The organism is Bacillus sp. KICET-3, from assembly GCF_033261025.1.
Taxonomy (GTDB): Bacteria; Bacillota; Bacilli; order Bacillales; family Bacillaceae; genus Bacillus; species Bacillus sonorensis.
The window spans coordinates 2762975-2780930 of sequence record NZ_CP137345.1 but is presented as its reverse complement, the minus strand read 5'-3'; the positions used below and the strand labels follow the sequence as shown (position 1 = coordinate 2780930).

The following is a 17956-nucleotide window of genomic DNA, read 5'->3' as shown; positions in this document are numbered from 1 at the left end:
TTCCTATGAAATATAACGCAATAATCTGAAAATTACATTAGGTAAACTAAACAATTGTTCGGGAAGCATTTATAGAAGCTGTCCAAAATATGACTGCAAAGGAAAATAAATATTTTGCTTTTTATGAAACAGTTGTCTATTTCGATCATAGGATAAAAGACCAGGTCAAAATGGTACCCAAAAGAAAATGGAAGCGTTTTCTCGGGCGGTAAAGCCCGGTAAATACAAAAGGAGGGACCTCTCAGCAATGAAAAAAATCTTATTGGTTTGCGCGGCAGGCATGTCGACAAGCCTGCTTGTCAACAAAATGAAAAAACACGCCGAACAGATGGAAGAAGATATTGAGATTATCGCGTTGCCCGTTTCAGAAGCCGGGACGATGATTGCCGAGTCCGACATCGTTCTGTTGGGGCCGCAAGTCCGTTATCAAAAATCCCAGGTTGAATCAATGGCAGGGGATACTCCCGTTGCCGTGATCGATATGAGGGACTACGGGACAATGAATGGCGAAGCCGTGCTGGAAAAAGCGCTGCAGCTGATCAAATAAAAGGAGGGGGTCAGTTTTGAGCGGATTCATGGAGAAATTTGAACAAACCGTCGAAAAGTATTTGGTTCCGGTCGCGGCCAGGCTGAATTCACAGCGGCATATTTGCGCGATCAGAGACGCATTTATTTTATCTTTTCCAATCATCATGGCGGGCTCTATCATCACGTTGCTCAATTTTGCGATTTTGTCTCCCGACGGTTTCATCGCTAAAATCCTATTTCTTGATAAAGCATTTCCCAATTTAGCAGATTACCAGACGATTTTTACGCCCGTTTTGCGGGGCTCTCTGGACATTATGTCCATATTTGTCGTCTTTCTTGTCGCCCGCAATCTCGCCATTTCATTGAAAGCGGATGAGCTTCTGGCGGGACTGACGGCTGTTTCATGCTACTTTATCATTTATCCGCCGTACCGTCTGGTCGACAGTGAGAGCTTTTTAACGATGAAATGGCTCGGCGCCCAAGGTCTGTTTGTCGCTTTAATCATCGGCATTATCGTCGGGGAAGTCTTCAGCAGGCTTGCGAATTCGAAGCGGCTGCAAATTCAGATGCCGCCCCAGGTGCCTCCGGCGGTCGCCAGGACGTTTAAAGTTCTGTTTCCGATTATAATGATTACCATCGGCTTTGCGATCTTAAGCTTTGCCCTCGCGTCCGCGACGAAAAACGGGCTTCATGAATTGGTATATACCGTTTTGCAGGCGCCTCTAAGAGATATGGGCACAAACATTTTCACGGTCGTCTTTCTCGGCGTCGTCGCCAACTTTCTGTGGCTGTTCGGGATTCATGGGCCGAATACGATAGCGGCGATCAGAGAAACGATTTTTGCCGAAGCCAACCTTGAAAATCTTGCTTATGCGGCAAAAACGGGATCTGCCTGGAATGCTCCGTTTCCGGAAACATGGGCGCTCAATGATGCTTTTGCGAACTACGGAGGCTCCGGGATGACGCTCGGTCTTTTAATTGCGATCTTTATCGCTTCAAAGCGAAGGGATTATCGGGACATCGGCAAGCTATCCATCGGTCCGGGACTCTTCAACATCAATGAACCCGTCATCTTCGGCCTGCCGGTTGTACTCAATCCGATCTTTATGATTCCGTTTATCATCGTGCCGGCCGTTAACACGGTTGTCGGGTATTTGTTTATCAAGCTTCACATCATTCCGCCGATCGCCTATTCTGTTCCGTGGACGACCCCCGGGCCATTGATTCCGTTTCTCGGAACGGGAGGGAATTGGCTCGCTCTCGGCGTCGGCTTTCTCTGCCTCGCCATTTCCACGATCATTTACCTGCCGTTTGTGATCGCCGCCAATAAGACGATGAAAACGGATGCCGGGCGGTCCTGAAGAAACATAAAAAAGCATGGTGCCGCTTTGCTCGGGAAGGCTGATCCTTTAAGCCTTCCTTTTTTAGATTTTCAGTCTGTTGATCAAAAAAAGTCATGCGTTTCTCTTTTCTCTCATACAATCTATTAAAATCAAAAGCGCGTCTGGGAGGAAGATACATGCGGAAGCACTCAATGAAAGAGCTTATATTTCAGCATATGAAAGACCATTTGTCGATCTATTTATTCGTCTCTGTGTTATTTTTAATGGGTGTGATTTTCGGTGCGGTCATCGTGAACAGTATGACGATCAGCCAAAAGGAAGATTTGTTCTATTATTTAAACCAATTTTTTGGACAGCTCTCAGAAGGGAAAGCGGCAAGTTCGAAAGAAATGTTTTTGCAGAGTCTTCTTCATAATATGAAATACCTTGGTCTGATGTGGATTCTCGGAATTTCCATTATCGGCCTGCCCGTGATTTTTATCATGGTCTTTTTAAAAGGGATCGTTGTCGGTTTTACGGTCGGTTTTTTAGTGAATCAAATGGGGATCAACGGCTTTTTCCTGTCTTTTGTAGCCGTGCTCCCGCAAAATGTTCTCCTGATCCCGGCCTACTTGATCATGGGAACGTGCGCCATCGCGTTTTCCCTGCGGCTGATCAGGCAGCTGTTTGTGAAAAGAAGCCTTACGGAAGCGCCTGTTCACTGGTTTGGAAGGTATGCGCTCGTACTTGTCCTGATTTTTGCCATGTCGCTCATCTCTTCATTCCTCGAAGCTTATCTTTCGCCGCTGTTCATGGGAAAATTGATGAATTATATTCAAGCAAAGCCGAATTAATTTATAATGATTATTAAGAGATATTCATTTTGTTTATCAATTTATAATAATTATAGTTGGCTCTCTGCGCTCGTTTTGTTATAATAAGCTAGGTAATGCGGCGTAGGAGGGAAAGTCAATGGAAACACGTATTGATCGGATTAAAAAGCAACTGCATTCTTCCAGCTATAAACTCACCCCTCAGCGCGAGGCGACTGTAAGGGTGCTGCTTGAGAATGAGGAAGACCATTTAAGCGCAGAAGATGTATACCTCCTCGTAAAAGAGAAATCTCCTGAGATTGGTCTTGCGACAGTATATCGGACTCTTGAATTGTTAACTGAATTAAAAGTAGTGGATAAAATCAACTTTGGCGACGGTGTGTCAAGATATGACCTCCGCAAAGAAGGGGCTGCCCATTTCCACCATCATCTCGTTTGCATGGAATGCGGGTCAGTCGTTGAAATTGAAGAGGATTTGCTTGAAGATGTTGAGGAAATTATTGAAAAGGACTGGAAGTTTAAAATAAAAGACCACAGGCTGACATTCCACGGAATTTGTCATGACTGTCAAGAAAAAGAAGCGAAATAGGACCGGATATGCTGGAACCCTTTCATTTTTGGAGCGGGTTCTTTTTTGATTCACACGTATAAAACTTGTCTCATTTGGCATACGTTTTAGTAATCGAATCAAAAGAAAGGACCTGAAAACCGTGATGAAAATGCTGAAAACGGCCGCTGATATGATCAAGGTGTTCGTGCTGTTTACCGGTTTTACCGTCTTGTTTTATTATGCTATGATATGGATAAATTCAGAGTATGAAAACTATCATCGGTACGATGAACCGAATGGAGCCGCCCTCAAGGTCTCCTCAATGGACGGGGGCGAACAGGACGGCTGGTTTAACCGGTTAATCTTTTTTTATTTAAACGGGGAGTAGGATAGCGTGAAAGTTCATATTAAAGATTTTATCCACTATGCCGTGGTTGAGCGGGGGCTTTCCCACAATACGGTTGTCAGCTATGAACGGGATTTGAACAGCTATAGAGCCTATTTGGAGGATACAGAGGGCCTGAGCTCGCTCGATCAGGTGACAAGGCTGCACATCATTCAGTTTTTGAAGCATTTGAAGGAAGCCGGGAAATCCGGGCGGACGATCGCCAGACATCTCGCTTCAATCCGGGCCTTTCACCAGTTTTTGCTGAGAGAAAAGGTGACGGCGCAGGACCCGTCCGTCCATATTGAAACGCAAAAAACAGAGCGCACGCTTCCAAAGGTGCTGTCATTGCAGGAAGTGGAAACCCTTCTGGACACCCCGAAGCTTACGAGCCCGTTCGGCTATCGGGATAAGGCGATGCTTGAATTGCTTTACGCGACGGGGATCCGCGTCAGCGAGATGATCGAATTGAAGCTTAGCGATGTTCACTTGTCGATGGGATTTATCCGCTGCTTCGGAAAAGGAAGAAAAGAGCGGATTGTTCCGCTTGGTGAAGCGGCATCTCATGCGGTCGGGGAATATCTTTCAAAGGCAAGAGGAAAGCTTCTTAAGAAAAACACCGAAGACGCCCTGTTTCTGAATCATCACGGCAGACAGATGAGCCGGCAGGGATTTTGGAAAAATTTAAAAAAGATCGCTTTGGAAGCGGGGATAAAAAAGGAACTGACGCCTCATACGCTGAGGCATTCATTTGCCACGCATCTGCTTGAAAACGGAGCGGATTTGCGGGCCGTCCAGGAAATGCTCGGACATGCCGATATCTCCACAACGCAAATCTATACCCATGTGACGAAAACAAGGCTGAAAGACGTTTATAAGCAGTATCATCCCCGTGCATAGCCGCGCAGGCCGAAGCGCGGTTTTTCATTTGCCGGCGAACGGCCGCGCCATGAGTGAATTGCGGGAAGTTTCTCACTATTTGCGTTCATATTGTCAACCGTTGTGTAAACGGTTTATACTTGGATAATAGCGGTATTTTGCTTTTTTATGCGTGACAGCCTAAAGATCATTAGAAAGAAAAAGGAGGCCATCAAATGCCTGCATATCAATATCACCGCGTTTTTTTAATCGTCATGGACTCCGTCGGAATCGGCGAAGCGCCTGACGCTGAAACATTTAATGACAAAGGTGCGGATACCTTGGGCCACATTGCCGAGCATATGGGAGGAATCAACCTGCCGAACATGGCGAAGCTCGGACTGGGCAATATCCGCGAGATCAAAGGAGTGCCGCGGGCCGAACAGCCGCTCGCCTACTACGGAAAGATGAAAGAAGCCTCAAATGGAAAGGATACAATGACCGGCCATTGGGAGATTATGGGGCTGTACATAGACAAACCATTCCGGGTATTCCCAGATGGATTTCCTAACGAATTGATCAATGAACTTGAAAAAAGATCAGGCAGAAAAGTAATCGGAAACAAGCCGGCTTCAGGGACGGCGATTTTAGATGAATTGGGCGCTGAACATATCGAAACGGGAGCGCTTATCGTCTATACATCTGCTGATTCAGTGTTGCAGATTGCCGCCCATGAAGAAGTGGTTCCGCTTGATGAGCTGTATCACATTTGCGAAATCGCGCGCGAGCTCACGCTTGATGAAAAATATATGGTCGGCCGCGTCATCGCACGGCCATTCGTCGGAAAGCCGGGCGAGTTTAAACGGACGCCGAACCGCCACGACTATGCGCTGAAACCGTTTGACAGAACCGTGATGAATGAAATGAAGGATGATAATTTCGATGTCATTGCAATCGGCAAAATTTCCGATATTTATGACGGCGAGGGAATCACCGAATCGCTCAGAACGACTTCAAATATGGACGGCATGGATAAGCTGGTTCAAACGCTTGACCAGGATTTCACAGGCATCAGTTTTGTCAACCTTGTGGACTTTGACGCGCTGTTCGGGCATCGGCGCGATCCCGAAGGATACGGAAAAGCGCTTGAAGAGTTCGATGCGCGCCTGCCGGAAGTATTCGAAAAAATGCGGGAAGATGATCTTTTGATCATTACCGCTGATCACGGAAATGATCCGATTCACCATGGAACGGACCATACGAGGGAATATGTTCCGCTGCTCGTATACAGCAAAAAGCACGAAAAAACGGCACAGCTCCCTCTCGCTGATACATTCGCAGATATCGGAGCGACGATCGCCGACAACTTTAAAACGAATATGCCAAAGTACGGAAAAAGCTTTTTATCCCTGCTTAAATAGGAGGAAACTGAACGTGAAACAGATGATTTCAAACGCCGCTCGATACATTAAAAGCAAAGCAAAACACAAACCGTCGATCGGCCTGATATTGGGATCAGGGCTCGGTGTGCTTGCCGATGAAATTGAAGAAGCCGTGAAAATAAAATATGAAGAGATCCCGGATTTTCCGGTTTCTACAGTGGAAGGCCACGCAGGGCAGCTTGTCATCGGAACGCTTGGGAATATTCAAGTCGTTGCGATGCAAGGGCGCTTTCATTTTTATGAAGGCTATTCGCTCGATAAGGTCACTTTCCCGGTAAGGGTCATGAAGGAGCTCGGCGTTGACACGCTCATCGTGACCAACGCCGCTGGCGGTGTCAATGAATCATTCCGTCCGGGCGACTTGATGATCATTTCCGATCATATTAACTATTTGGGCACAAACCCGCTGATCGGTCCGAATGATGCGGCGCTTGGCGTCAGATTTCCCGATATGTCGGCAGCCTATGACAAAGATCTCCGCCGGCTGGCGAAGCAAACGGCCGAAGAATTGAACATTTCGGTTCAGGAGGGCGTGTATACCGCAGTTTCAGGTCCATCATATGAAACGCCTGCCGAAGTTCGTTTTCTGCGGACGATCGGGTCTGATGCCGTCGGAATGTCAACCGTTCCAGAAGTCATTGTGGCAAGGCATTCCGGCCTTCGCGTCCTCGGTGTTTCCTGCATTTCAAATGCGGCGGCCGGAATTTTGGATCAGCCGCTGTCACATGATGAAGTCATGGAAGTAACCGAAAAAGTAAAAGCCGACTTTTTACGGCTGATCAAAACAGTTGTGGCCAAAATCGGCGATAAGCAATAAAGTGCTGCTCGGCACATTGAAAAGCCACCCCATGTCCAAAGCTTGGACATGGGGTGGCTTTTTTTGTTGAGAAATTTTTACCAGCATATCCGTATAAATCCACCTGAATTGGAAAAAATAGAAAGGATTACGAAATGGAGGTCTGGGTGATGAAACGTCATTTATCCAAATTGCTGATTTTTACGATAATCCTGATGACAACGCCATCCGCGTTTGCGAAAGAAAGTCAATCGAAAACCCCTGAGCTCGCTCATGAAGCGAAATCCGCCGTTTTGATCGAACGGGACACCGGAAAGATCTTATATGACAAAAACAGCCATGAGAAGCTTCCGCCGGCCAGCATGACAAAGGTGATGACCATGCTGCTGATCATGGAAGCCCTTGATGAGGGCAAGATGAAAATGACAGATAAAGTGAGAACAAGCGAATTTGCCGCATCAATGGGCGGTTCGCAGATCTTTCTTGAGCCCGGTGAAGAGATGACAGTGGAAGAGATGCTGAAAGGGATTGCGATCGGCTCTGGAAACGATGCATCTGTCGCGATGGCGGAGCATATTGCCGGGTCAGAGGAAGAATTTGTGAAAAGAATGAACGAAAAGGCTGCTGAGCTCGGTCTCAAAAATACGTCTTTTCAAAATACGACAGGCCTTCCTAAAGAAGGCCACTACAGCACGGCCTACGATATGGCCGTCATGGCGAAAGAGCTCTTAAAATATGATAAAATCACAAAGTTTACGGGAACGTATGAGGATTATTTAAGAGAAAACACCGATAAAAAGTTTTGGCTCGTCAATACAAACCGGCTGATCAAATTCTATCCGGGAGTCGACGGTGTCAAAACGGGGTTTACAAATGAAGCAAAATACTGTTTGACGGCCTCTGCGAAAAAAGGAAACATGCGTGTGATCGCCGTCGTATTTGGCGCCAGCACGCCGAAGGAACGAAATGCGCAGGTTACCAAAATGCTTGATTACGCGTTTAGCCAATATGAAACACATCCGATGTATAAGCGAAATGAAGTCATTTCCGAATTGAAGGTCAATAAAGGCCGCGAGCAAAAAATAAAACTTGTCACATCAGAACCGATTTCCCTTTTGACGAAAAAAGGCGAAGATATCAAAGCCGTCAAAAAGGAGATGATACAAAAGAAAGATATCCAGGCTCCGGTCAAAAAAGGCACCGAGCTTGGCACGCTCGTTTTGAAAAAGGATGGCAAGGTTTTGCATGAAAGCCCTCTTGTAGCGGAAAAAGACATGGATCAAGCGGGGTTTTGGACCATGTTTAAGCGGACGATGACAAACTGGACAAAGTGGAATGAATAATGCCGAACGGCCACTAGTTTTGTCATGGTGAAGGAATTTGTAAAGTGCGAATCGAAACACTCATTATCCGATTTATATCAAGGAGGAATGAGGATGAGCCTCGGAATCGACTTAAACGTCAAAGAATCCGTGCTTTGTATTCGGTTGACGGGTGAACTTGATCACCATACAGCAGAAACATTAAGAAGCCAAGTCAGTGATCATTTGCGTCAGCACGATGTTCGCCATATTGTCTTAAATCTTGAAGAACTTTCGTTTATGGACAGTTCGGGACTCGGCGTCGTTTTAGGCAGATACAAGGAAATTAAACAGCTGGGCGGAGAAATGATTGTCTGCGCGATTTCCCCGGCCGTCAAACGTTTATTTGATATGTCTGGGCTGTTTAAAATTATCCGCCTTGAACACTCTGAACAGCAGGCGCTTGAAACACTGGGGGTGGCGTCATGAAAAATGAGATGAATATTCAATTTTCAGCGCTCAGCCAGAATGAATCTTTCGCAAGGGTGACGGTCGCCGCCTTTATCGCCCAGCTTGACCCGACAATGGATGAATTAACCGAAATTAAAACAGTGGTGTCAGAAGCAGTCACAAACGCGATCATCCACGGGTATGAAAATTCGGGAGATGGAACCGTGTATATTTCCGTCACGCTTGAGGACCATATCGTCTATTTAACGATCCGGGATGAAGGCGTCGGGATCACGGATTTGGAAGAAGCCCGCCAGCCGCTGTTTACGACGAAGCCTGAACTTGAAAGATCGGGAATGGGCTTTACCATCATGGAGAATTTCATGGACGATATCACGATCGATTCCTCTCCTGAGATGGGAACCACAATACACTTAACAAAGCACTTATCAAAAAGCAAAGCGCTTTGCAATTAAGGGAGATTTGTTATGGATGTGGAGGTTAAAAAAGAAAACCAGAGCACTCAGCTTAAAGACCATGAGGTCAAAGAACTCATAAAAAACAGCCAGAACGGCGATCAAAGAGCAAGAGACCTCCTCATAGAAAAAAACATGCGTCTTGTTTGGTCAGTCGTTCAGCGTTTTTTGAACAGAGGCTACGAGCCGGATGACCTCTTCCAAATCGGCTGTATCGGCTTGCTGAAATCGGTGGACAAATTCGATCTTTCCTATGATGTGCGGTTTTCCACCTATGCCGTCCCGATGATCATCGGGGAAATTCAGCGGTTTATCAGGGATGACGGAACGGTAAAGGTAAGCCGTTCGCTAAAAGAGCTCGGCAACAAAATCAGGAGGGCGAAAGACGAGCTCTCCAAGAAAAATGGCCGAATACCAACCGTCCAGGAAATCGCCGAGCATCTCGGGATCTCCTCCGAAGAAGTCGTGATGGCGCAGGAAGCCGTCCGTTCGCCTTCGTCGATTCATGAAACGGTTTATGAAAACGACGGGGATCCGATTACACTTCTTGACCAGATTGCCGATCAGTCAGAAGAAAAATGGTTTGATAAAATCGCTTTGAAAGAAGCGATTAAGGATTTGGATGAAAGGGAAAAACTGATTGTCTATTTACGGTATTACAAAGACCAGACGCAATCAGAGGTTGCCGACCGCCTTGGGATATCCCAAGTCCAGGTATCCCGCCTTGAGAAGAAAATTTTAAAGCAAATCAAAAACCAGATGGACCATACTGAAACATAGACTGCCGTTTGACAAGGCAGTCCCGGACGAAAGCCGGCCGCTATGACGTGCCGGCTTTTTCGGCGTGGTAATTTATGGACTTTCACGGCTGAAGTGAATGATAAATGAGATGTACCTCATACTACAACTATAACCATCATATAGGAAGTGACCCAGATGGAACGTCAAGTTTTTATCAGGCTCCGCCACCGTCTAGAGGCTGATCCCGATGAATTCATCACACTAGGGCATATCGCACAGGTGGCGGGCGACCGTCGGTACAAAGAAAAGCTTGAACGGCTGCCTATCTACCAGGTAAGCAAAGCAGACCAAAACATGGTGGTATTGGATGTCATGAAGGTTATCGAGGCCATACATAAATCGTTTCCGGACCTTGATGTCCAAACCGTCGGCGGTGCTGAAACCATCGTGGAGGTCAAATATCCTAAACGGGGATTATCTCCTGTTTTATTTATCGCTGTCTGGCTGCTTTTGTTCGTCGGTGCGGGTCTTGCCGTGATGAACTTTCATGAAGATGTCAGCATGAGGGAAGTCCACATCCTGCTTTATGAAATGATAACGGGAAAAGAAAACCGATACCCCTATCTTTTGCAGGTACCGTACAGTATAGGCTTGGGTCTCGGCATGATTTTGTTTTTCAACCACCTATTTAAAAAACGATTTAATGAAGAACCCAGCCCGCTTGAAGTCGAGATATTCAAATATCAGCTCGATTTGGACCAATATGTGGCCATGAACGAAAATAAAGAAACGACAAAGGATATCCATGATCATTAACACGCTTTTTCTCATCTTTCTCGGTCTTGCGGGAGGGGTAGCGGTGGGTTCCGGTTTTGTCGCTTTCCTTACGGTGCTCGGCATTATCCCGAGGCTGACCCAGCTGACAAAAACAAGAGCATATATACAGGCATATGAATGGGCCGTCATCTTCGGGGCCGTTTTCGGAGGATGGGAATCATTGAATATGAACCGGTTTTTTTTATCGAAGTGGCTTTTGATTCCTATTGGGCTGCTTGCCGGCATTTTTATCGGAATGCTTGCGGCTGCTCTTACGGAAGTGCTTAACGTACTGCCGATTCTGTTCAAGAGAATCGGCATGGGCGACAGGATTATAATTCTGTTGATGGCCATTGTATTCGGAAAAATTTTGGGCTCCTTATTTCAATGGCTTATCTTTGTTCATTTGTCATAAAAGGAGGATTATCATGTCAAGCTTAAAAGATAATTATCAATCGAAAGTAAAAACTTATCAGCCCAGCCCGCCTTATGTTATGAATTGCTTAAAGGCTTTTGTCGTAGGGGGGCTGATCTGCATGATCGGACAGGCGTTTCAAAATTTTTATATGACCGTTTTTGATTTTGATGAAAAAACAGCGGGAAACCCGACGGTCGCCACCCTGATTTTAATATCCGCTCTATTAACAGGGCTCGGGGTTTACGACAGGATCGGACAGTTCGCAGGCGCCGGCTCGGCCGTTCCGGTTACGGGGTTTGCCAACAGCATGGCGAGCGCAGCTCTTGAACATAAAAGCGAAGGATATGTGCTCGGCGTCGGGACTAACATGTTTAAACTGGCCGGCAATGTCATCGTGTTCGGCGTTGTCGCCGCATACATTGTCGGCATCATCCGCTATGCTTTTGACAAGCTGTTTTAGGAGGAAGAAATAATGAAAACAAAGGGAAAGCAAACATGGGTATTCCAAAACCCGCTGTTTGTCAATTCAAGCGGCACAGCGGTCGGTCCAAAGGAGAAAGAAGGGCCTTTGGGGCATTTATTTGATAAAACATACGATGATATGCATTGCAATCAAAAAAATTGGGAAATGGCGGAGCGCAAGCTGATGGAGGATGCGATCGAATCGGCATTATCCAAGCAGAATCTGAAAAAGGAAGACATCGATATATTCCTGGCGGGAGATCTGCTTAATCAAAATGTAACCGCCAATTATGTGGCAAGGCATTTGAAGCTCCCGTTTCTTTGTTTGTTTGGAGCCTGCTCTACATCGATGGAATCGATCGCGATCGGTTCAGCGCTGATTGACGGCGGCTTTGCCCAAAGGGCTCTTGCCGCAACAAGCAGCCACAATGCAACGGCTGAAAGGCAATTTCGCTATCCGACAGAATACGGCGGGCAAAAGCCCGGCACCGCAACCTCGACCGTAACGGGGAGCGGAGCGGTGGTGCTGAGCCAGCAGCCAAGCGGGATTAAAATAACAAGCGCAACCGTCGGAAAAGTAATCGATCTGGGAATTACCGATTCACAGGATATGGGGTCAGCGATGGCTCCGGCCGCCGCCGATACGATCAAACAGCATCTCGATGACCTGGGGCGCACGCCGGATGACTATGATTTGATCCTTACCGGTGATCTTTCAGGCGTCGGCAGCCCGATTGTAAAGGATCTTTTGCAAGAGGAAGGGATCAATATCGGGACAAAGCATAATGACTGCGGGCTGATCATCTATACACCAGACCAGCAAGTGTTTGCAGGAGGAAGCGGATGTGCTTGTTCAGCGGTCGTCACTTTCGCCCATATTTTTAAAGAGATTGAAGCGGGCAGGTTAAACAGGGTGCTTGTCGTCGCAACGGGCGCCCTCCTGAGCCCGACGATTATTCAGCAAAAGGAGTCGATTCCGTGTATCGCACACGGCGTCGTATTCGAACGGGCTGAAGGGGGGAACGCGTGATGGACTATGTTATCGCGTTTATCGCAGGCGGCTTGATTTGCGTCGTTGGCCAGCTGCTGCTCGACGTTTTGAAAATGACGCCTGCGCATGTGATGTCAACTTTTGTTGTAGCAGGAGCAATTCTTGACGGCTTCGGCATCTATGATCGGTTTATCGAGTTTGCCGGAGCGGGCGCGACGGTGCCCATCGTCAGCTTCGGTCACTCCCTTTTGCACGGTGCGATGCATCAGGCTGAAGAGCACGGTTTTATCGGAATCGGGATGGGAATATTTGAACTGACCTCCGCCGGTATTTCCGCCGCGATTTTGTTCGCTTTTATCGTTGCCGTGATTTTTAAACCGAAAGGATAAAGAACAATGACAGCAAAACGCAAGGTCATTTTGGTCACAGACGGTGATATTTATGCGGCAAAAGCGATTGAATACGCGGCAAGGCGGATCGGCGGGCGCTGTATTTCCCAATCAATGGGGAATCCGAGCGTGAAAACGGGCCCTGAACTTGTATCAATGATTCTCAGAACGCCGTATGATCCCGTATTTGTGATGTTTGACGATTCAGGCCTGCAAGGAGAAGGACCGGGAGAGACTTCGATGAAATATGTGGCGTCACATCCCGAAATCGAAGTGCTCGGCGTCATCGCCGTCGCTTCCAAAACCCACTACGCGGAGTGGACAAAAGTGGATGTGTCCATTGATGCAGACGGCGAACTGACAGAATTCGGAGTCGACAAACACGGAGTAAGAGAATTTGATGTCAAACGGATGAGCGGAGACACGGTCTACTGTCTTGATCAGCTTGATGTGCCCATCATCGTCGGAATCGGCGATATCGGAAAAATGGACAGGAAAGACGATGCCAAAAAAGGTTCACCGATCACAATGAAGGCGGTCGAGCTCATTTTAGAAAGGAGCGGGTATTATGAGTGCTCAGGCAAAAGAGAAAGAGAAGACGAACGTATTCCTTGATCCTTCTAAGAATGAAGCGTTTTTTAAAAAGCGGGTCGGTATGGGAGAAAGCTTTGACCTCGGAGTCAGAAAGGTCTTCGTTCTTGACCGGGAAATCCAGCTTTATTATGTAAATGGATTATGTGATACACAATACATCATTCACCTGCTAAGGGAACTGGTTCATCTGGATGATGCTGAAAAAAAATCAGGCGAAGCAGAGGAAATTGTTGAAAACAGGCTGCTGAACCAGCAGGTATCCAAAGTCGAAACGCTTGATGAAGCGGCCGATCAAGTGCTGTCAGGACTGGTCGCCATCATTGTCGAGGATGCGGGCTTTGCTTTTATCGTCGATGTCAGAAGCTATCCTGGCAGAACGCCTGAAGAACCTGACACAGAGAAAGTCGTGCGCGGGGCGCGAGACGGACTTGTCGAGAACATTATCGTTAATAGCGCCCTGATCAGGCGTCGAATCAGGGATGAGCGGCTCCGGTATAAAATGCTTCATATCGGAGAACGCTCCAAAACCGATATTTGCCTTTGCTATTTGGAAGACGTGGCAGACCCCGATCTGGTCGCCGTATTAAAAAAAGAGATCGAAAATGTAAAAATCGACGGTTTGCCGATGTCTGACAAATCGGTTGAAGAATTTATCGTCGGACAAGGCTTCAATCCTTTTCCGCTTGTCAGGTTTACAGAAAGAGCCGATGTAGCGGCGAGCCACATTCTGGAGGGTCATGTCATTATCATCGTCGACACATCGCCAAGCGTCATCATTACGCCGACCACGCTGTTTCATCATGTCCAGCATGCTGAAGAATACAGGCAAACGCCGGCCGTGGGAACGTTTTTAAGATGGGTGCGTTTTTTCGGAATTCTTGCATCGACCTTTTTGCTGCCGCTATGGATGCTGTTTGTCATTGAACCATCCCTTCTGCCCGAAAACCTGAGGTATATCGGCTTAAACAAAGACTCACACATCCCGATTATCATGCAGATTTTTTTAGCGGATCTCGGAGTCGAATTTTTAAGGATGGCCGCCATCCATACGCCGACGCCGCTTTCGACCGCCATGGGCCTGATCGCGGCTGTCTTGATCGGGGACATTGCCATCAATGTCGGCCTGTTTTCACCGGAAGTCATTTTATACGTCTCTTTGTCCGCCATTGGAACGTATACAACACCCAGCTATGAGCTGAGCTTGGCGAATAAAATGGTGAAGCTTTTTATGCTGATATTGGTGGCTTTGTATAAAGTGGAAGGATTTGTGATTGGCCTGACGATATTAACGATTATCATGACCTCAATCCGATCACTGCGGACACCGTACCTTTGGCCGCTTCTCCCGTTTAACGGCAAAGCATTTTGGCACGTTCTTGTCCGCACTTCCGTCCCGGGAGGAAAAGTCAGGCCGAGTATCGTTCATCCGAGAAACAAAATGAGACAGTGAATCATTCCGGAGGCTTATCATGATTGAAAGCCTCTTTTTCTGTTTACAGATAAAATCCGTATCTCGGCATTTGGGTTTGCATGCCTCTGTATTCATTGGCTGAAATGGCGACGGCGCGCAGGCTGCATATGTTGTTCTGCCTTCTGATCGGATAGACGATATAGAGCATTTCCCGGCCGTACGGGTCAACGGTTGACGAATGAAGGAACACTTCAGTGCCTCTCCGCCAAAACCTTGTATTCGCCGGAGCTGTGATAATTTGACCCTCGAACGGCTCATAGATCCTGTATTCATGCTGGTTCATCTGATATGGGTGATGGACATCCTGTTCCGCATAGCTGTATGAAGGGGCGTACGGATCATAATGTTGATACATGTTATAACCTCTTTCCATCATCTTTTCTTGGCTTTATGCTTATGTATATATGCAGATGAATGCCTAATCGTATGGGCGCAGTCCTCGGGTTTTTCGTTTTTATGCGTTGCTTTTTTCAAACGGTTATGATCCATTCCATTTTTAGTGCCGCAGTTGTTGAGGATGCCTATTTCTATCAATTACAGTTTTCTGCTATGCTATATAAAAGTAGATTTAACGTGGAAAACATTATCAGCTTAAATCAAGAAAATTTGGACAAAATGATGGTTTAGATTTTTATATGAAATGTTATAATACAACGTAAGAAATTTTAATTCATTAAGCGGATAAAGATGTTGGGGGCGGCAATCCGGACTGTCCTTTTCACCTTTGTAGATAGAGAAAGAGGGAATGACAATTGTTTTTACACGGTACGAGCAGACAAAATGAAAGCGGGCATCTCGAAATCGGAGGTGTCGATGTTCTATCATTGGCAGAAAAATATGGAACTCCCCTTTATGTATACGACGTCGCTTTAATACGGGAGCGGGCGCGTAATTTCCAAAAAGCTTTCCGGGAAGCCGATTTGAAGGCGCAGGTCGCATATGCAAGCAAAGCGTTTTCGTCGATTGCGATGATTCAGCTTGCTGAAGAAGAAGGGCTGTCTTTGGACGTTGTGTCGGGAGGAGAGCTTTTTACAGCGATTAAAGCTGGATTCCCTCCTGAACGGATTCATTTTCACGGAAATAATAAAAGTCCGGAAGAGCTGCAGATGGCTCTTGAGCATAAAATCGGCTGCATTGTGCTGGATAATTTCCATGAGATTTCGATCACGGAGGAGCTCTGTAAACGCGCTGGACAAACTGTAGACGTTTTGCTCAGAATTACTCCCGGAGTTGAGGCGCACACACACGACTACATTACGACAGGCCAGGAGGATTCAAAATTTGGATTTGACCTGCACAACGGACAGGTCGAACAGGCGATTGAGCGGGTGCTTGAGTCGCCGGTGTTTCATTTGCTTGGCGTACACTGCCACATCGGTTCGCAAATCTTTGATACGGCAGGTTTTGTTCTTGCGGCCGATAAAATTTTTGAAAAGCTTGCGGAGTGGAGAGAGTCCTATTCCTATACGCCAAAGGTGCTGAATCTTGGGGGCGGATTCGGAATCCGCTATACAAAAGAGGATGAACCGCTGGCCGCAGATCGCTATGTTGAAAAAATTATTGAAGCGGTCAAAGCTAACGCCGAACACTTTGGCTTTGACGTCCCGGAAATTTGGATTGAACCAGGCAGATCGCTTGTCGGAGATGCCGGAACAACGCTTTACACGATCGGGTCCAAAAAAGAAGTGCCCGGCATTCGCAAGTATGTGGCGGTTGACGGGGGGATGAGCGACAATATCAGACCCGCGCTTTATGAAGCCAAGTACGAAGCAGCCGTTGCCAACAGAATGGGCGCCGCCTGTGATGACACGGTATCGATTGCGGGGAAATGCTGTGAAAGCGGCGATATGCTCATTTGGGATTTAGATATTCCGGAGGTTCGGGACGGTGACGTATTGGCGGTGTTTTGCACAGGAGCTTACGGCTACAGCATGGCCAACAATTACAACCGCATTCCGCGGCCGGCCGTCGTGTTTGTGGAAGACGGTGAAGCACAGCTTGTCATCCAAAGAGAGTCATATGAAGATATCGTCAAACTTGACTTGCCGCTGAAATCAAAAGTGAAACAATCATAAACAAAACGGGAGAGCCTTTAAAGGGCTCCCGTTTTGTTTTGCAGACAAAAAAGCGCTTTACGCATGCCGGAAGTGCTTTTTTTTTGAAAAAGAACGGGTAATAAATAGAACAGCATGCAGGTTAATTGTATATAATATTGGGAATTTAACAAAAATTTAACAAAGGGAGATGATTCGTATTGATCATTATCGAAAAGAAGAGTGCGGTTATTCATACCGATCTAGAGGCGGAGTAGATGGAACCGGCCAAAGTATCCCTACCCCGTCGCATGCTCCAATGCCTGAAGCAATGTGTTGATTGTAACACAGCAAACCGATTTACAGCAATAAACAGATATGTGAATATTTTATTAATTTCTTCTGTGATTTCCATCCCATCCTTCGCAATGGCTCATCATGAATATGCGGCAGGACAATCAGACGATCGATATGCAAGCTTTGAAGAGCTCAAACAAAACGAAGATCCGTCGGATTACCGAATCGCGACGAAACAAGCCGGCAGCACGATGCTGATTATGGCCATCCATGGGGGAGGAATCGAACCGGGAACAAGCGAAATCGCAAATGAATTGTCACACTCGTATTCTATGTATTTGTTTGAAGGATTGAAGTCATCTGGAAATTCGAGCCTGCATATTACGAGCACAAACTTTGATGAACCGTCGGCACTTGATATGGCAGCCGGGCATACGTATATCATTTCGCTTCACGGCTATTATGCAGAAGACCGTCTTATCAAAGTGGGCGGCACAGACCGCGGCAGGATCAAAATACTCGTTGAGGAACTAAATAAAGCCGGGTTTACTGCCGAAATGCTGAAGACGGACGATCGATATGCCGGAACTAGTCCGGATAATATCGCCAACAAATCGATATCAGGCCTAAGCATTCAGCTTGAAATGAGCACCGGTTTTCGAAGGTCTTTATTCGGCGTGTTTACGTTAAAAGACAGGGCTTCCACACAAAATGAGGATTTTTACCGTTTTACAAAGCTGCTGTCAAACTTTATCGAAAGCCATTATGAATAAACATAAAACACCTCCTTAAAAGAGGTGTTT

The 17956-nt window shown here is 46.7% G+C and carries 22 protein-coding genes; 21 read left to right on the top strand and 1 reads right to left on the bottom strand.

Annotated features, from left to right (window positions below):
* The first annotated feature begins 247 nt into the window (after positions 1-247).
* The 19 genes from R5H20_RS14250 to R5H20_RS14160 all read left to right on the top strand — a co-directional run bounded on the left by R5H20_RS14250 (position 248) and on the right by R5H20_RS14160 (position 14802).
* The gene (locus R5H20_RS14250) at positions 248-547 is read left to right on the top strand and encodes a PTS sugar transporter subunit IIB (protein WP_006636497.1); all 300 of its coding nucleotides are present in this window, start codon (positions 248-250) and stop codon (positions 545-547) included.
* Positions 548-575: 28 nt separating this feature from the next.
* A complete protein-coding gene (locus R5H20_RS14245) occupies positions 576-1889 on the top strand; it encodes a PTS sugar transporter subunit IIC (RefSeq protein WP_034325580.1) in 1314 nt (437 codons plus the stop codon).
* Positions 1890-2047: 158 nt separating this feature from the next.
* Positions 2048-2704, top strand: a complete 657-nt coding sequence (gene spoIIM, locus R5H20_RS14240; RefSeq protein ID WP_006636495.1) for a stage II sporulation protein M — start codon at positions 2048-2050, stop codon at positions 2702-2704.
* A gap of 118 nt (positions 2705-2822) precedes the next feature.
* Positions 2823-3272, top strand: coding sequence for a ferric iron uptake transcriptional regulator (locus R5H20_RS14235; RefSeq protein ID WP_006636494.1), 450 nt, complete (start codon positions 2823-2825; stop codon positions 3270-3272).
* 121 nt (positions 3273-3393) lie between these two features.
* Complete coding sequence (locus tag R5H20_RS14230; RefSeq protein ID WP_029418322.1) at positions 3394-3621, top strand: YqzK family protein; 228 nt, start codon at positions 3394-3396, stop codon at positions 3619-3621.
* 6 nt (positions 3622-3627) lie between these two features.
* On the top strand, positions 3628-4518 hold the full coding sequence (xerD, locus tag R5H20_RS14225; protein WP_006636492.1) for a site-specific tyrosine recombinase XerD: 891 nt from the start codon (positions 3628-3630) through the stop codon (positions 4516-4518).
* A gap of 194 nt (positions 4519-4712) precedes the next feature.
* On the top strand, positions 4713-5897 hold the full coding sequence (gene deoB / locus R5H20_RS14220) for a phosphopentomutase (RefSeq protein ID WP_006636491.1): 1185 nt from the start codon (positions 4713-4715) through the stop codon (positions 5895-5897).
* 22 nt (positions 5898-5919) lie between these two features.
* Entirely contained in the window at positions 5920-6735 is an 816-nt protein-coding gene (locus R5H20_RS14215) for a purine-nucleoside phosphorylase (RefSeq protein ID WP_081605344.1), read from the top strand.
* 149 nt (positions 6736-6884) lie between these two features.
* Positions 6885-8057, top strand: a complete 1173-nt coding sequence (locus R5H20_RS14210; protein WP_006636489.1) for a D-alanyl-D-alanine carboxypeptidase family protein — start codon at positions 6885-6887, stop codon at positions 8055-8057.
* Between the two features lie 93 nt (positions 8058-8150).
* Positions 8151-8504, top strand: coding sequence for an anti-sigma F factor antagonist (gene spoIIAA, locus R5H20_RS14205; RefSeq protein WP_006636488.1), 354 nt, complete (start codon positions 8151-8153; stop codon positions 8502-8504).
* A complete protein-coding gene (gene spoIIAB, locus R5H20_RS14200; protein WP_006636487.1) occupies positions 8501-8941 on the top strand; it encodes an anti-sigma F factor in 441 nt (146 codons plus the stop codon). The genes spoIIAA and spoIIAB overlap by 4 nt, the downstream gene beginning before the upstream one ends.
* A gap of 12 nt (positions 8942-8953) precedes the next feature.
* A complete protein-coding gene (gene sigF / locus R5H20_RS14195; protein ID WP_006636486.1) occupies positions 8954-9721 on the top strand; it encodes an RNA polymerase sporulation sigma factor SigF in 768 nt (255 codons plus the stop codon).
* 156 nt (positions 9722-9877) lie between these two features.
* On the top strand, positions 9878-10498 hold the full coding sequence (locus R5H20_RS14190; protein WP_006636485.1) for a stage V sporulation protein AA: 621 nt from the start codon (positions 9878-9880) through the stop codon (positions 10496-10498).
* Positions 10488-10913, top strand: coding sequence for a stage V sporulation protein AB (locus R5H20_RS14185; protein WP_006636484.1), 426 nt, complete (start codon positions 10488-10490; stop codon positions 10911-10913). Before R5H20_RS14190 ends, R5H20_RS14185 begins: the two co-directional genes overlap by 11 nt.
* Before the next feature lie 13 nt (positions 10914-10926).
* Positions 10927-11376 (top strand): stage V sporulation protein AC, encoded by a 450-nt coding sequence (gene spoVAC, locus R5H20_RS14180; RefSeq protein WP_006636483.1) that lies wholly within the window; start codon positions 10927-10929, stop codon positions 11374-11376.
* Between the two features lie 12 nt (positions 11377-11388).
* Positions 11389-12408 carry a stage V sporulation protein AD gene (gene spoVAD / locus R5H20_RS14175; RefSeq protein WP_006636482.1) on the top strand — a complete coding sequence of 340 codons (1020 nt, stop codon included), beginning with the start codon at positions 11389-11391 and terminating at the stop codon, positions 12406-12408.
* A complete protein-coding gene (spoVAE, locus tag R5H20_RS14170; protein ID WP_006636481.1) occupies positions 12408-12758 on the top strand; it encodes a stage V sporulation protein AE in 351 nt (116 codons plus the stop codon). Before spoVAD ends, spoVAE begins: the two co-directional genes overlap by 1 nt.
* A 6-nt stretch (positions 12759-12764) precedes the next feature.
* Positions 12765-13373, top strand: coding sequence for a stage V sporulation protein SpoVABEA (locus R5H20_RS14165; protein ID WP_006636480.1), 609 nt, complete (start codon positions 12765-12767; stop codon positions 13371-13373).
* Positions 13327-14802 carry a spore germination protein gene (locus tag R5H20_RS14160; RefSeq protein ID WP_006636479.1) on the top strand — a complete coding sequence of 492 codons (1476 nt, stop codon included), beginning with the start codon at positions 13327-13329 and terminating at the stop codon, positions 14800-14802. The genes R5H20_RS14165 and R5H20_RS14160 overlap by 47 nt, the downstream gene beginning before the upstream one ends.
* A gap of 43 nt (positions 14803-14845) precedes the next feature.
* Here the strand turns inward: R5H20_RS14160 and R5H20_RS14155 are convergent, their stop codons facing one another.
* The gene (locus R5H20_RS14155) at positions 14846-15178 is read right to left on the bottom strand and encodes a hypothetical protein (RefSeq protein ID WP_006636478.1); all 333 of its coding nucleotides are present in this window, start codon (positions 15176-15178) and stop codon (positions 14846-14848) included.
* Positions 15179-15575: 397 nt separating this feature from the next.
* On the opposite strand from R5H20_RS14155, the gene lysA reads away from it, so the two are divergent.
* The gene (gene lysA, locus R5H20_RS14150; protein ID WP_006636476.1) at positions 15576-16898 is read left to right on the top strand and encodes a diaminopimelate decarboxylase; all 1323 of its coding nucleotides are present in this window, start codon (positions 15576-15578) and stop codon (positions 16896-16898) included.
* Between the two features lie 236 nt (positions 16899-17134).
* Positions 17135-17926 carry a poly-gamma-glutamate hydrolase family protein gene (locus R5H20_RS14145; protein WP_006636475.1) on the top strand — a complete coding sequence of 264 codons (792 nt, stop codon included), beginning with the start codon at positions 17135-17137 and terminating at the stop codon, positions 17924-17926.
* The last annotated feature ends 30 nt before the right edge of the window (positions 17927-17956 follow it).